This is a genomic window from Herbaspirillum sp. NPDC101397 (genome assembly GCF_044767325.1).
Classification (GTDB): Bacteria; Pseudomonadota; Gammaproteobacteria; order Burkholderiales; family Burkholderiaceae_D; genus Herbaspirillum.
Genome location: NZ_JBIWNS010000004.1, coordinates 62,374 through 76,581, shown reverse-complemented (window position 1 = coordinate 76,581; position 14,208 = coordinate 62,374). Strand labels below are relative to the sequence as shown.

Genomic DNA, 14,208 nt, shown 5'->3' with positions numbered 1-14,208 from the left:
TTCCTGCTACTTTTTCTTTTTCAACAACGGCGCCAGGTAATGGCCGGTAATGCTTTCCGGATTCTTGGCGATGTCTTCGGGCGAACCGACGGCGATGATCTTGCCGCCGCCGGCGCCGCCTTCGGGACCGAGGTCGATGACCCAGTCAGCGGTCTTGATGACGTCGAGATTGTGTTCGATGATGGCCAAGGTATTGCCCTGATCGCGCAGGCGATGGATCACCTTCAACAACAGGTCGATATCGTGGAAATGCAGGCCGGTGGTCGGCTCGTCCAGGATGTACAGCGTACGCCCGGTATCGCGTTTGGACAACTCCAGCGATAGCTTGACGCGTTGCGCTTCACCGCCCGACAGCGTGGTCGCGCTCTGGCCCAGCTTGATGTAGCCGAGGCCGACGTCGAGCAGGGTTTGCAGCTTGCGTGCGATCAGCGGCACCGGCAGGAAGAAGGTGTGCGCGTCTTCTACCGTCATCTCGAGGATTTCGGTGATGTTCTTGCCCTTGTATTGCACTTCCAGGGTTTCGCGGTTGTAGCGCTTGCCGTGGCAGACGTCGCACGGCACGTAGACGTCCGGCAGGAAGTGCATCTCGACCTTGATCACGCCGTCGCCCTGGCAGGCTTCGCAGCGACCGCCCTTGACGTTGAACGAGAAACGTCCGGCGCTGTAGCCGCGTTCCTTGGCAGCAGGCACGGTGGCGAACAGATCGCGGATCGGCGTGAACAGGCCGGTATAAGTCGCCGGATTGGAACGCGGCGTACGGCCGATCGGCGCCTGGTCGACCGAGATCACCTTGTCGAAATGTTCCAGGCCGCTGATCGATTCATGCTCGGCCGGTTCGGTCTGTGAACCGTACAGATGGCGCGATGCGGCCAGGTAGAGCGTGTCGTTGACCAGCGTCGACTTGCCCGAACCGGACACGCCGGTCACGCAAGTGAGCAGGCCGACCGGCAGGTCGAAGCTGACGTTCTTGAGGTTGTTGCCGGTGGCGCCGGTAATGGTCAGCTGGCGTTCCGGATCGGGCTGCACGCGCTTCTTCGGCACGCTGATTTCCAGCGAGCCGTTGAGGTATTTCGCGGTCAGCGATTTCTTGCTCTTGAGGATGTCTTCCAGCGTGCCTTGGGCGATGATATCGCCGCCGTGAACGCCGGCGCCCAGGCCCATGTCGACCACGTAGTCGGCGGTGCGGATGGCGTCTTCGTCATGCTCGACCACCAGTACGCTGTTGCCGATGTCGCGCAGATGTTTGAGCGTGCCGATCAGGCGGTCGTTGTCGCGCTGATGCAGGCCGATCGACGGTTCATCCAGCACGTACATCACGCCGGTCAGTCCGGAGCCGATCTGCGAGGCCAGGCGGATGCGCTGGGCTTCGCCGCCGGACAGCGTGTCGGCGCTGCGTTCGAGCGACAGATAATCAAGGCCGACGTTGTTGAGGAATTTCAGGCGCGAGATGATTTCCTTGATGATGCGGTCGGCGATTTCTTTCTTGGCACCGGTCAGCTTCAGGTTCTCGAAGAACGCCAGGGTCTCGCGCAATGGTGTCGCCGCGACTTCATAGATGGCGCGCTGCTGGCGGCCGGTACCGATCTTGACGAAACGCGCTTCCACGCGCAGGCGTGCGCCACCGCAAGACGGGCATTCCTTTTCGTTGATGAACTTGGCCAGTTCTTCCTTGACCGCCATCGAATCGGTTTCGCGGTAGCGGCGCTGCAGGTTGGTGACCACGCCTTCGAAGGTATGCTCGCGCACCACGGTGCGGCCGCGCTCGTTCACATAGGTGAACGGAATGGTCTGGCGGCCGGAGCCGTACAGAATCACTTGCTGGGATTTTTCAGGTAACTGCTCAAACGGGATGTCGATGTCGAACTCATAGAACGCCGCCAGGTTCGACAGCATCTGGAAGTAGAACTGGTTGCGGCGATCCCAGCCCTTGATCGCGCCGCTGGCCAGCGACAGATTCGGGAAGGCGACGATGCGCTTCGGATCGAAGAACTCGATATGGCCCAGGCCGTCGCATTCCGGGCAGGCACCCATCGGATTGTTGAACGAGAACAGGCGCGGCTCGAGCTCTTGCAGCGAGTAGCCGCAGGTCGGGCAGGCGAATTTGTTGGAGTAGAGATGTTCCCTGGCGGTATCCATCTCCAGCGCAATGGCACGACCATCGGCGATGCGCAGCGCGGTTTCGAAACTTTCCGCCAGGCGTTGCTTGATGTCTTCCTTGACCTTGACGCGGTCGATGACGACGTCGATGGTGTGTTTTTCGGTTTTCTTCAGCTTGGGCAGGTCGTCGATCTCGTAGACTTTTGCCGTGCCGGTGCCGCTCTGGATGCGGAAACGCACGAAGCCGTGCGCCTGCATCTGCTCGAACAGGTCAACGTGTTCGCCCTTGCGGTTGGCCACGACCGGCGCCAGGATCATCAGCTTGGTGTCTTCCGGCATGGCCAGCACGGCGTCAACCATTTGCGACACCGATTGCGCGGCCAACGGATTTTCCGGATGGTCGGGGCAGTAGGGCGTGCCGACGCGCGCGTACAGCAGGCGCAAATAGTCGTGAATTTCGGTGACGGTGCCGACGGTCGAGCGCGGATTGTGCGAGGTCGCCTTCTGCTCGATGGAGATCGCCGGCGACAGGCCTTCGATCAGATCGACGTCGGGCTTTTCCATCAGTTGCAGGAACTGGCGCGCGTAGGACGACAGCGACTCGACATAGCGGCGCTGGCCTTCTGCATACAGCGTATCGAATGCCAGCGACGACTTGCCCGAGCCGGACAGTCCGGTGATCACGATCAGTTTGTTGCGGGGTAAGTCGAGGCTGATGTTCTTCAGATTGTGCGTGCGTGCGCCGCGAATGCGAATTTCTTCCATGGATGCCTTCAGCGTAAGTTTTCCATCCCTTGTTCATATGAACATTGAATGGAGGATCAACCTATTACTATATCAGGACTCACCACTTGCGGCTGGGCCGGCGGGCTGGGAAAAATCCTGGCGTCACTTCGTGATTGTTGCGGCTGTGGACGGGGCTGCAGGCTCGGCTGGGGCGATGCGACGGTAGACGTTGAACGTCTGCTCCTCGTCGCCGTCGCGCGCGCCTTCCCAGAAAGGTGTCCAGACGCCCTTTGGCAGGCCGGTGCCGAAGGGGGTCTGGACAATGGCCCACCGGCAGCTGGTGGTGCGGGACTTGTCGATGGGCTGATGGAGGATGCCGGTGTAATAGAACAACATCGGCGCTTCCGATTCACCCAGGCCGATACTGGCCATGCAGTCGCCCGCGCGCCATTCCGGTTTCAGCTGGTCCGACAGGCGGGCGTAGACATACTCGAAGCTCTTGGCAAAGTCGCCCCACGGCAGCAGCAAGGTGTACGCAGCGCCCCACATCAGCGTCAGTCCGGCAAACCAGCTCAGCGCGCCGCGCCACTTGCCGCATCGTTTCAGACGAGGCAGGCAGCACAGCCAGCCCAGCGTCATCAGGATCGCCGCACCCAGCGCCAGCGGCTGCAGCGGCGTGATGAAGCCGAGCGGAAGCCATTTCGCGAGGTAAGACAAATAATGATGATGTTCAACCGGACCGATGGAAATCACGTAGATCGTCCATACAAGTGCGGTCATGCCGCCAAAAAACAAGCGCGCAAACCAATCCCAGCTCAGGTGCACCCAGTCGTGCAGGCGGTCGATTGCGGCTGATCCGAGCAGGCACAGCGGCAGGATCAACGGCAGCAGGTATAACTGGCGCGCAGTGGCCGACATCAGCAAGAGGGCGACGCAAACCGACGTGAACGCCAGTGGAATCGCCACACGCGGCTGGCGGATCCGGCGCCATTCTCCGCCGGCGATCGCCAGCACCGCCAACGGCGCGCCCGGCAGCGCAAAGCCGGTCAATGCGCGGAAGATCACGGTGTGATCGTTGTCGGAGCCCAGTTTCTTGACGGAAAAGCCGAGGAAGCGGCCAACGTTGTTGTCCCAAAACCATTCGATGAACAGCGGCATCGAATGCTGCGCCAGCAACGCCGGCCATATGATGAAGAACGGCAGCGACACCAGCACGGCAAAACCGACCATGCGCAGGTAGGAGCGCGAGCGGCACTCGCGCACCAGCAAGCCGACCAGGAGGGCGGTCGCGGCGTAAATGACGGGAACGAACAAGCCCTTGGACATTTCGGCAATGCCGACGCCGAGGCCGAACCAGAGCGCCGCCGATAGACGCGGCGTCCGGCGTTGTTCGTTGAGCGCAATCTGCAGCAGGCCGTACATGGCAATCGTGCCGCCACAGACCAGCGCGACGTCGGTGAACATGTCATGCGCATGCTTGATCATGCCGACGGTGCCGGCGAACAGTGCCAGCGTGCCGAGCACGCGCGCATTCAGGAAGTCGTCTTCATTCCATGCAGCGCGCGCGATGCGCGCTACGAACAGCAGCGTGATCAGCATGAAAAATACCGAGGTCACCCGTGCGCCGTCGGCATAGCTGAGCCAGGGATGCAGCGCCGTGGCGAACAGCGTGGCGGTCCAGTAATACAGCGGCGGCTTTTCCATGAAGGGCACGCCGGCGTTGGTGGGGACAAGATAGTCGCCGCTGGTCAACATGTGATGAATCATGCCGAAACTGTAGGCTTCGTCCTGTTTCCAGGGACCGTGGCCAAAGATGCCCGGAAGCAAGTAGGCACATGTCACGGCCGCCAGAATCAACCACGCCACCCTCTTTGAAAGGTGCTGCTGGAAAGGCGTCAGGTAGGGCGAACGGACAGGCGAGAGCATAAAATTGAATACGAGCAACGGGACAGAATGAGCAACCGTCTATTGTTGCACAATCGTCTGGCCAGAAACATTGCGTTACAAAACGAAACACGAAAATTGAGTAAAGAAATGTCGCGCATTGGGAATTCAACGGCGTTCCCCTCAAGCGATTCGGAAAAAGCAGCGCCGGATTTGTTTGCTGCTAACATATCGGGTTTGCGGGTTTGGGTAGCCGTCAACGCGGTCTGTTGATTTCCCCGGTCTTGCCGAACACTCAGCCACACCGTGTCCACCATTTCCACCATGAACGCCAACTCTTCCGAATCCGCAACGAAAGCCGGCATGTCCGGCGCCGAAATCCGTGCCAGCGCCTCGCTAGCATCGATTTTCGCCTTGCGCATGCTCGGCTTGTTCCTGATCCTGCCGGTGTTTGCGGTTCATGCCAGAGGCATGTCGGGCGGGGAAAGCGCGGCCATGGTCGGACTGGCTATGGGTATCTACGGCCTGGTGCAATCGTTCGGCCAGATACCCTTCGGCATGGCATCCGACAAGTTCGGACGAAAGCGCGTGATTGTGATCGGATTAATCGTGTTCGCGCTGGGCGCCTTTGTCGCCGCAGCAGCCGACGACCTTACCTGGATCATCATCGGTCGCGCCATCCAGGGGGCGGGAGCGGTTTCGGCGGCAGTCACCGCATTGATCGCCGACTCCACACGCGAAGAGCATCGCACGAAGGCCATGGCCATGGTCGGAGCATCTATTGGCCTCACATTTGCCGTGTCGCTGGTGGTATCGCCGCTCTTGTACAAGCTGATTGGCATGAGTGGGATTTTTTTGCTGATCGGCGTGTTGGCGCTGACAGCCATTGGCGTTGTGCTGTTCGTCGTGCCAGATGTACCTATGGTCAGGGCAAGGCGGGTGCCTTTCGGCGAGGTGCTGCGCGACGGTGAACTGATGCGCCTGAATTTCGGCGTGTTCGCGCTGCATATGGCTCAAATGGCGATGTTCGTCGTCGTTCCTGCGGCGCTGGTGCAATATGCCGGTTTGCCGGTGGCCGAACATTGGAAAATTTACCTGCCGGTAGTGTTGGCCTCGTTCGTCTTCATGCTGCCGCCGGTGTTCATCGGCGAGAAGCGCGGCATGATGAAGCAGATTTTCGTCGCTGCCATCTTACTGTTGCTGCTCGTGCAGATCGGCATGTGGGTAACGCTTTCGCAATTTGCGGTGCATTGGGGTGTGTTGGTATTTCTCTTGTTCGCATTTTTTATCGCGTTCAATATTCTGGAAGCCTGTCAGCCGTCACTGGTATCGCGTATCGCCCCGGCCGCCGCCAAAGGGTCTGCATTGGGCGTCTACAATACGCTGCAGGCGTTCGGCCAGTTCAGCGGCGCATTCCTCGGAGGATGGGTGACGCAACATGCAGGCGCACCTTCAGTCTTCGTAATGTGTGCTGTGGCAACACTGACCTGGCTTATAATCGCGTCTAACATGAAAAATCTGCCGCGTCGCGGCGTCCAGCCTGCAAGTGCAACGGCTTAGGTATCAAATCAGTTATCAAATTTAGTGAAATCCAGGAGAAACAATGGCATCGGTCAATAAAGTCATCATCGTCGGCAATCTCGGACGTGACCCGGAAACGCGTTACATGCCCAATGGCGAAGCCGTCACCAACGTCGCCGTCGCCACGACCGAAAGCTGGAAGGACAAGAACAGCGGTGAAAAGAAAGAACTCACCGAATGGCACCGCATCACCTTCTATCGCAAGCTGGCTGAAATCGCCGGCCAGTACCTGAAAAAAGGTTCGCAAGTCTACGTCGAAGGTCGCCTGCAAACACGCAAATGGACCGACAAGGACGGCGTCGAAAAGTACACGACGGAAATCATCGCCGACACCATGCAAATGCTGGGCGGCCGCCAGGGCATGGGCGGTGGCGCGTCGGATGACGGCGGCAGCGGTAGTTATGGTGGCGGCGGTGCGCCGGCGCGTCAGAGTTCGGGTGGCGGAGCGGGCGGCGGAGGTGGCGCAGCGCGCGCGCCGGCGGCAGCCCGTCCGGCGCCGAATTTCTCGGATATGGATGACGACATCCCGTTCTGATCGATTCCTCGGCACAATAAAAAACCGGCCCTCGCGAGAGCGCCGGTTTTTTTATGGCCGCAAGGATGTCAGCGCGCCGGATGGAAGCCGTCGAACGCCACCTGCAGCATGTGCCGCACGATATCGTCGTTGCTCATCTTGCTGAAGCGCTGCAGGTATTCCACAGCCGGATCGCAGGTGCGCGCGTAATAACTGAACAGGATGACGTCGCTCGGCAGCGCGGCGTCGAGCTCACCATTCTTTTGCGCCGCCAGCACCAGCTTTTCAATCTGGCCGTTGAGTTTGAGTACACGCGTCACGTACTTGAGGTTGCGCATGAGCATGTCGCGTACATGTGCGCTGGTCGACGGCAGGAACGGCAGGCCGCCATCCAGCCGCACCCGTAGGGCCCACTCCAGCAGCGCCGCCAGCTTGTTTTTCGGACTCAACGCGCCATCGAGCTGCGCCAGATAATCCACCGCACCGTCGATCAGGCGGATCAGCGCTTCGCCGACCAGGTCTTCCTTCGATTTGAAATGCTTGTACAGGCTCGGTTTGGAGATACCCACCGCGCCGGCGACGTCGTCCATGGTCATCAGGTCGTAACCCTTGGTGCCCAATACGGACGTGGCCGCATCCAGAATGGCGTTCTCGCGCAGCTTGAAGGCTTGATCCTTGAAGTTCAATTTTCCAAAAATACTCATTGGTAGCTTTAATTACTAATTGGTAGATTTTATTTTATATTGGTAGTAATCTTAGCACCGAAGCGGAAAAACCGACAGCACGAGAACATTTCCGCACAACGCAACACGACACGAAAGGTCGGCAATGACGCAAGCAAGGCAAAAAATCGCAGTGATCGGAGCCGGCATATCCGGCCTCGCGAGCGCGTATTTCCTTGCCCGCAAGCATGACGTCGTGTTGTACGAGGCCGGCAGTTATATCGGCGGCCACACCAATACGGCGGAGATGACGCTGGAGGGCCGGACCTTTCCGGTCGATACCGGCTTCCTGGTCTTCAACGAGGCGACCTATCCCAATCTGATCGCCTTGCTCGATGAACTCGGCGTCGACAGCTACGCCACCGACATGTCTTTCGGGGTCTCGCAGGATGGCGGCCGACTGGAATGGGCCGGCACTAACCCGGACACTGTCTTTGCGCAGCGCCGGCATTTGCTGTCGCCGGCCTTCCTCGGCATGTTGCGCGACATCCTGCGCTTCAATCGCGCCGCCGAAAGCAATCTCGCCGCCAGCCTGGCGTCGCCGGCGTCGCTGCAGCAGCTGCTCGTTGCAGGCCGCTATGGCGCGATGTTTCGCGACGCCTATCTGCTGCCGATGGCGGCGGCGATCTGGTCGAGCGCGCCGGCGGACATTCTGCAATTTCCTGCCGCCACCTTCCTGCGCTTCTGCATCAACCACGGGCTGCTGCAGGTCAATGATCGACCGCAATGGCGCACGGTCAAAGGCGGCGCGCGTGAATACGTCAGGAAGATCGTCGCCACGCTGCCGACGGTGCGATCCAATACTCAAGTGCGTGCCGTACTGCGTGGCGACGATGCGGTGGTCGTTCGCACCGACACCGGTGAGGAACAATTCGACAGTGTCGTGTTCGCCACGCATGCGCCGGATACCTTGCAGATGCTGACCGACGCCGATAGCCGGGAGCGCAATTTGTTGTCGGCGGTGCGCTATCAGGCCAACACCGCGTATCTGCACACCGATCTGTCGCTGATGCCGCAACGGCGCAAGGTATGGTCCTCGTGGAACTACCTCGGCGGCGGAGCGAAGGACCCAGGCGGCGCGCGCGCCGTTTGCGTCAGTTACTGGCTCAATCAATTGCAGGACTTGCCCTGCCAAAGTGCCGTGATAGTGACGCTCAATCCATTCACGGCGCCGGCAGCCGACAAGACCATCGCGAAGTTCGACTACGAACATCCGGTGTTCGATCAGGCCGCCATCTCGGCACAAACCGCGCTGGCCTCAATACAAGGAAAGCGCCGCACCTGGTTCGCCGGCGCCTGGACCGGCTACGGCTTCCATGAAGACGGCCTGAAGTCCGCCTTGCGCGTGGCTGCCGATTTTGGCCTGGCGCCGGCATGGGCCAAGGTCTGATGATGCCGGCCCCGCGCGCAGCAGCCTACCTGGTTCGCGGCCAGGTCATGCATGAGCGGCTGCGCCCGGTGCATCACCGCTTCGTTTATCCGGTGTTCTGCGTACGCCTGAACCTGAGCCGGCTGGCGGACGCCAATAACGCCTGGTTCGGCGTCAATCGCAAGCGGCCGATGTCGGTTCGTACGTCCGACTACGGTCCGCGCGACGGCAGTGATCTGGACGTCTGGATGCGCGCTCAATTGGCCGAGGCGGGATTGCCGGCCGATGGCGAAATCTGGCTCCAGACATTTCCGCGCATGTTCGGATTCGTTTTCAATCCGGTCAGTTTCTGGCTGTGCCATGACAGCGGCGGCGCCTTGCGCGCCGTGCTGGCCGAAGTGAACAGCACCTTCGGTGAAACCCACCGTTATCTGCTGGCCGACAACGAACGCAAGGCGATTACGCCCGACACACGGCTGGTATGCGCCAAAGCCATGCATGTATCACCGTTTTGCGAAGTGCGCGGCGCCTACCATTTCTACTTTCGCGATACGGCAAAAAGCACATTGATCGGTATCGATTACGACGACGAGGCAGGCGATCATCCTGACGCCCGGACGTCGGACAACGCCGGTGTGCTGATTCGCACCACCGTCGGCGGTCGTTTGCAGACGATGACTTCCGATAGCGCTTTGCTGGCGCTGCTGACACAGCCATTCATGACCTTCGGAATCGTCGCCAAAATTCACTGGCAGGCCTGGAAACTGTGGCGCAAGCGCGTGCCGTTTTTCCGCAAGCCCGACCGGTCAAAGGACAGTGCGGTTGCGACCGCCAATTTCAATAAGGAGATGTCACCGTGAACCCGACCGAGATGAAGCGCTTCAGCACATCCATGCCCGAAGCTGCGCTATCCGAATCATCGCGTCCCGAGGACGCCTCCGCGCCGCCGGCCACGCGTCTGTTCCTGCGCTTGCTCAATTGCCTCGCCCATGGCCACCTGCAATTGATTACGCCGCATGGCAATACGTTGATGTTCGGCGACCTGCATCAGCCGCCCAGCGCGCAGATGCACATTCGCGACTGGCGCGCCTGCGCCCGCATGCTGCAATCGGGCGATATCGGTTTCGCCGAAAGCTATGCCGCCGGCTGGATCGACACACCGGACCTGAGCGCGTTGCTGCGCCTCTGCCTGCGTAACCAGGCGGAACTGGAGCGCATGATGTTCGGCGGCAAGCTGGCCGGACTGTGGTATCGCCTGCGGCATCTGCTGCGCGCCAATACGCGTGCCGGCAGCCGCAAGAATATCCATGCGCACTACGACATCGGCAATGCCTTCTATCATCAGTGGCTCGACAACAGCTGGACCTATTCGAGTGCGATCTTCAGCGGCGATCATGGGCAAAGCCTGGAAGCGGCGCAGGCGCGGAAGTATCAGCGCATCATCGATCAACTCGGTTTGCAGGCCGGCGATCACGTGCTGGAAATCGGCTGCGGCTGGGGCGGCTTTGCCGAGCACGCGGCGCTGCGCGGCATCCGGGTGCATGGCGTGACGATCTCGCAGGCGCAACTGCAGGTGGCACAGCGGCGTGTCGCCGCGCGCGGTCTTGATCATCTCGCCACGTTGGAGTTGCGCGACTATCGTGACTTGACGGGAGAATACGATGCCGTGGTCTCTATCGAAATGTTCGAGGCCGTCGGCGAACGGTTCTGGCAGCAGTATTTCGATACCGTATCGGCGCGCCTGAAAAAGGGCGGCCGCGCGATGATCCAGTCGATCACGATTGCCGAGCAGTACTTCGAACGCTATCGCAGCACGTCTGATTTCATCCGCCAGTACATCTTCCCGGGCGGCATGCTGCCCAGCCCGGAACGTTTCTGCGCCAAGGCCCGCAGCGCCGGCCTGCAGACACTGGATCAATACCGTTTCGGTTTCGACTATGCGGAGACGCTGCGCCGTTGGCACGCTTCGTTCATGAGCGCTCGCGACGCCATCCAGGAACAGGGCTTCGACGAGCGCTTCATGCGCCTGTGGCAACTCTACTACGCCTATTGCGAAGTAGGCTTTGACGAGGAGCGCACCGATGTCATTCAGTTCATGCTGCGGAAAAGCTGACTCCCGGACCGGGTTCTTCGGAGCAGGACTTCTGCGCGCAACTTCCCGTCGCGCTGTCGTCGCATGCGTGTTGCTGGCCGCCGTGCTGTCGGCCGGTGCCGCACAGGCGGCGAGCTGGCGCGACGACCTGCCGCAGGCGCGCCTGCAGGGACACGCCGGGCTGCGCTGGTTCGGGTTGAAGATCTATGACGCTGCGCTGTGGAGTGCCGCAGGGCCGTTCGATCCTGAGCAGCCGTTCGCGCTCGAACTGACTTATCAGCGCAGCATCAGCCGCGCACGCATCGTGCAGACCAGCGTCGACGAAATCCGCCGATTGTTCGGTGAGCGGTACGACGACGCGCGGCTCAAGCGCTGGGAAGACGCCATGGCGGGTGTCTTCACCGATGTCAATGAAGGCGATCAGCTGACCGGCGTCTATCTGCCGGGCCTGGGGTGCCGTTTCTACAGCCGCACGCAGTTGCTGGGCGAAGTGCGCGATCCGGAGTTCGCCCGGGCCTTCTTCGCCATCTGGCTGGATCCACGCACCAAAGACATGCAGTTGCGCAATCGCCTGCTGGGAGCGGAAAAATGAAGGCAGACCAATGAAAAGCGAAAGCTGGCTCCGCTACATCGCTTACGGCCTGCTCGGTCTGCCGCTGGCGATGTCGGCCCTGCCTGTGTACATCCAGGCGCCGCTGTATTACACCACCTATCTCGACGCGACGCTGGCCGGCACCGGCTGGGTGCTGTTCCTGGCCCGCATCGTCGACACCGTGCAGGACCCGTGGCTGGGGCAATGCATAGACCGGTTGCATGGCGCTCGGCTGAACTTGTGGATGCTGCTCGCCGGCGTGTTGCTGGCGCTGGCGTTCTTCGGCATCTGGTTGCCGCCCGACGTGGTCCGCAGCTCCGGCGTTTATTTGCTGATCTGGCTGGGCGTCATGCTGATCGTCGCCTACACCGCGCACAGCATGCTCAATATCGCCTATCTGGCATGGGGTTCGCGCCTGTCGGAAGATGCCGGCGGTTTGCTCGGCGCTTCCGCCCTGCGAGAGCTGATGGGTTTGCTGGGCGCTGTGCTGGCCAGCGTGATTCCGGGTTTCATCATGGTGAGCGGCGCACGCAGCGAAAGCGGGTTCACCCTGTATTCGGGCGCATTCGCCGCCGACCTGGCCGTATCGCTGGCCGCCTTGCTGTGGCTGGCGCCGCGCTGGAACAAGGTGGCGGCGCACGCGGGCGGCTGGCGCAGCGCCATGGCGACCATGAAAGCCAATCCCGGATTTCGCCGACTGCTGTTGCCGTACTTCCTGAACGCAGTATCGGTGGCGATACCGGCGACGCTGGCGCTGTTTTTCATCGGCGACAGATTGCAGGCGCCGGGTTACGCCGGTGCATTTCTCGCGACGTATTTTCTGTCCACCGCGATCGGCTTGCCGCTCTGGATAGTGGTCGCCAAACGCTTCGGCGTATTGCCGGCCTGGCGCGCGGGCATGCTGTTGGCAATCCTCGCTTTCGGCGGCACGGTGCTGCTGGGAGCCGGCGATATCTTGCCCTACGGCGCAGTCTGCGTGGCGGCCGGCCTGGCGCTGGGAGCCGACCTGGCCCTGCCGCCGGTATTGCTGGCCAGCGTCATCGGCAGGCACGAAAGCACCGCCGCCTATTACGGCGTCTGGACGCTGTTGGCGAAGCTGGCGCTGGCGATTTCCGGACTTGCCCTGCCGCTGCTGGCGCTGCTGGACTACCAACCCGGCGTGGGTGGAAGTGCAGCGTTGGGATGGGTCTACGCCGCCGTGCCCTGCGTGTTCAAACTGATCGCTTTGCTGTTGCTGAAAACGGCGCCCGCATCCGATCCTCTTGCTGTTTCACCGGAGACCGTCTCATGAATATCCTTCGCCGTTTTACCTCGCTGTCGCTGCCCTTGTTCCTGCTACTGTTGCTCGGCGCCTGCGCCGGGACCGATGTCTCGCACTACGCAAAGAATGAGCCGGTGTTCGATCCGGTGCAATTCTTCAGTGGCAAGACCGACGCCTGGGGCATGTTCCAGAAGCGCGGCGGCGAAGTCGTCAAGCGTTTCCATGTCGAGATTACCGGCAGCGAACAGGGCGGCAAGCTGACGCTGGATGAGCGCTTCCGTTATGACGACGGCAGCACCCAGCAGCGCGTCTGGACCTTGACCAGGCAAGCCGACGGCAGCTGGCGCGGCACCGCCGGCGATGTGGTCGGCGAAGCGGTCGGGCACGCTGCCGGCAATGCGCTTAACTGGCGCTACACGTTGTTGCTGCCGGTCGACGGCAAGACCTACGAAATGCACATGGACGACTGGATGTATCAGATGGACCAGCACACCATGATCAACCGCACCAGCATGAGCAAGTTCGGACTGGAAGTCGGACAGGTGACGCTGTTCTTTCGCAAGCAGGACTGACGGAGATGACGATGTTTAGTCCAATGAACAAGCCGGTGCACGATTGGACCGGAAAACGCGTCTGGCTGATCGGCGCCTCCAGCGGCATCGGCGCCGCGCTGGCCAAACAGGCGCTGGCGATGGGCGCGCAGGTGGCGATCTCGGCGCGCCGGGTGGAAGCCTTGCAGCTGGTCGCGGGGGCCAGCAACAACGCCTTGATCGTACCGTTCGACGTGCTCGACCACGCCGCCTGGCGCGCACGGCATGCAGAGATCTGCGCTGCATTCGGCGGCGTCGACCTGATGCTGTTCTGCGCCGCCGATTATCGTCCCGAGCGCAGCTGGGAAGTCAGCGACGACCTTGCCGAGCAGACCATCAAGACCAACCTGGTCAGCGTCTATTCGGCTTTGTCCAGCGTGCTGCCCGACATGCTGGCGCACGGCAGCGGCGGCATCGCGCTGGTGGCCAGCGTGGCCGGCTACATGGGCTTGCCCAATGCCAGCGTCTACGGACCCGGCAAGGCGGCCTTGATCAATCTGGCCGAGATCCTCTATAGCGACCTGCACAGCAAGGGCATCAACGTCTATCTGATCAATCCCGGATTCGTAAAGACCGGCCTGACCGAGAAAAACGACTTCGCCATGCCGGCCCTGCAAACGCCCGCTGCCGCTGCGAAGGAAATATGGCAAGGCATCGCCGAAGGACGGTTTGAAATCCATTTCCCGCGCCGCTTTACGCGTATCCTGAAGCTGGTCCAGATGCTGCCATATCGCTGGCGCTTCGCCTTGTTCCACCGCTTTCTGCACATGACATGACTGA

General features: G+C 61.1%; 12 protein-coding genes. 9 read left to right on the top strand and 3 right to left on the bottom strand.

Going from position 1 to position 14,208, the window contains the following annotated elements; genetic code table 11:
* Positions 1 to 6: 6 nt before the first annotated feature.
* Both uvrA and ACIROW_RS10815 read right to left on the bottom strand, forming a co-directional pair.
* Positions 7 to 2,862 carry an excinuclease ABC subunit UvrA gene (gene uvrA, locus ACIROW_RS10820; RefSeq protein WP_402275115.1) on the bottom strand — a complete coding sequence of 952 codons (2,856 nt, stop codon included), beginning with the start codon at positions 2,860 to 2,862 and terminating at the stop codon, positions 7 to 9.
* 123 nt (positions 2,863 to 2,985) lie between these two features.
* On the bottom strand, positions 2,986 to 4,578 hold the full coding sequence (locus ACIROW_RS10815) for an ArnT family glycosyltransferase (RefSeq protein WP_402275113.1): 1,593 nt from the start codon (positions 4,576 to 4,578) through the stop codon (positions 2,986 to 2,988).
* 492 nt (positions 4,579 to 5,070) lie between these two features.
* Here ACIROW_RS10815 and ACIROW_RS10810 point away from each other — a divergent pair, with 492 nt between their 5' ends.
* Entirely contained in the window at positions 5,071 to 6,267 is a 1,197-nt protein-coding gene (locus ACIROW_RS10810; protein ID WP_402275938.1) for an MFS transporter, read from the top strand.
* A 43-nt stretch (positions 6,268 to 6,310) separates the two neighbouring features.
* Positions 6,311 to 6,823: a single-stranded DNA-binding protein gene (ssb, locus tag ACIROW_RS10805; RefSeq protein WP_402275111.1), complete on the top strand. Its 513-nt coding sequence runs from the start codon at positions 6,311 to 6,313 to the stop codon at positions 6,821 to 6,823.
* Between the two features lie 68 nt (positions 6,824 to 6,891).
* Here ssb and ACIROW_RS10800 read toward each other — a convergent pair whose 3' ends face one another.
* The gene (locus ACIROW_RS10800) at positions 6,892 to 7,506 is read right to left on the bottom strand and encodes a TetR/AcrR family transcriptional regulator (RefSeq protein ID WP_402275109.1); all 615 of its coding nucleotides are present in this window, start codon (positions 7,504 to 7,506) and stop codon (positions 6,892 to 6,894) included.
* A gap of 124 nt (positions 7,507 to 7,630) precedes the next feature.
* Between ACIROW_RS10800 and ACIROW_RS10795 the strand changes: the two genes are divergently transcribed.
* The 7 genes from ACIROW_RS10795 (at position 7,631) to ACIROW_RS10765 (ending at position 14,204) form a co-directional block, all read left to right on the top strand.
* Positions 7,631 to 8,914, top strand: coding sequence for an NAD(P)/FAD-dependent oxidoreductase (locus ACIROW_RS10795; protein ID WP_402275106.1), 1,284 nt, complete (start codon positions 7,631 to 7,633; stop codon positions 8,912 to 8,914).
* Positions 8,899 to 9,753 carry a DUF1365 domain-containing protein gene (locus ACIROW_RS10790; RefSeq protein ID WP_402275103.1) on the top strand — a complete coding sequence of 285 codons (855 nt, stop codon included), beginning with the start codon at positions 8,899 to 8,901 and terminating at the stop codon, positions 9,751 to 9,753. Before ACIROW_RS10795 ends, ACIROW_RS10790 begins: the two co-directional genes overlap by 16 nt.
* 32 nt (positions 9,754 to 9,785) lie before the next feature.
* Positions 9,786 to 11,006 carry a class I SAM-dependent methyltransferase gene (locus ACIROW_RS10785; protein ID WP_402275936.1) on the top strand — a complete coding sequence of 407 codons (1,221 nt, stop codon included), beginning with the start codon at positions 9,786 to 9,788 and terminating at the stop codon, positions 11,004 to 11,006.
* A 67-nt stretch (positions 11,007 to 11,073) separates the two neighbouring features.
* Complete coding sequence (locus tag ACIROW_RS10780) at positions 11,074 to 11,577, top strand: chalcone isomerase family protein (RefSeq protein ID WP_402275101.1); 504 nt, start codon at positions 11,074 to 11,076, stop codon at positions 11,575 to 11,577.
* Positions 11,578 to 11,587: 10 nt separating this feature from the next.
* Positions 11,588 to 12,868 carry an MFS transporter gene (locus tag ACIROW_RS10775; RefSeq protein ID WP_402275099.1) on the top strand — a complete coding sequence of 427 codons (1,281 nt, stop codon included), beginning with the start codon at positions 11,588 to 11,590 and terminating at the stop codon, positions 12,866 to 12,868.
* Positions 12,865 to 13,410, top strand: coding sequence for a DUF3833 domain-containing protein (locus ACIROW_RS10770; RefSeq protein WP_402275097.1), 546 nt, complete (start codon positions 12,865 to 12,867; stop codon positions 13,408 to 13,410). The genes ACIROW_RS10775 and ACIROW_RS10770 overlap by 4 nt, the downstream gene beginning before the upstream one ends.
* Before the next feature lie 11 nt (positions 13,411 to 13,421).
* Positions 13,422 to 14,204: an SDR family NAD(P)-dependent oxidoreductase gene (locus tag ACIROW_RS10765; RefSeq protein WP_402275094.1), complete on the top strand. Its 783-nt coding sequence runs from the start codon at positions 13,422 to 13,424 to the stop codon at positions 14,202 to 14,204.
* Positions 14,205 to 14,208 lie beyond the last annotated feature (4 nt).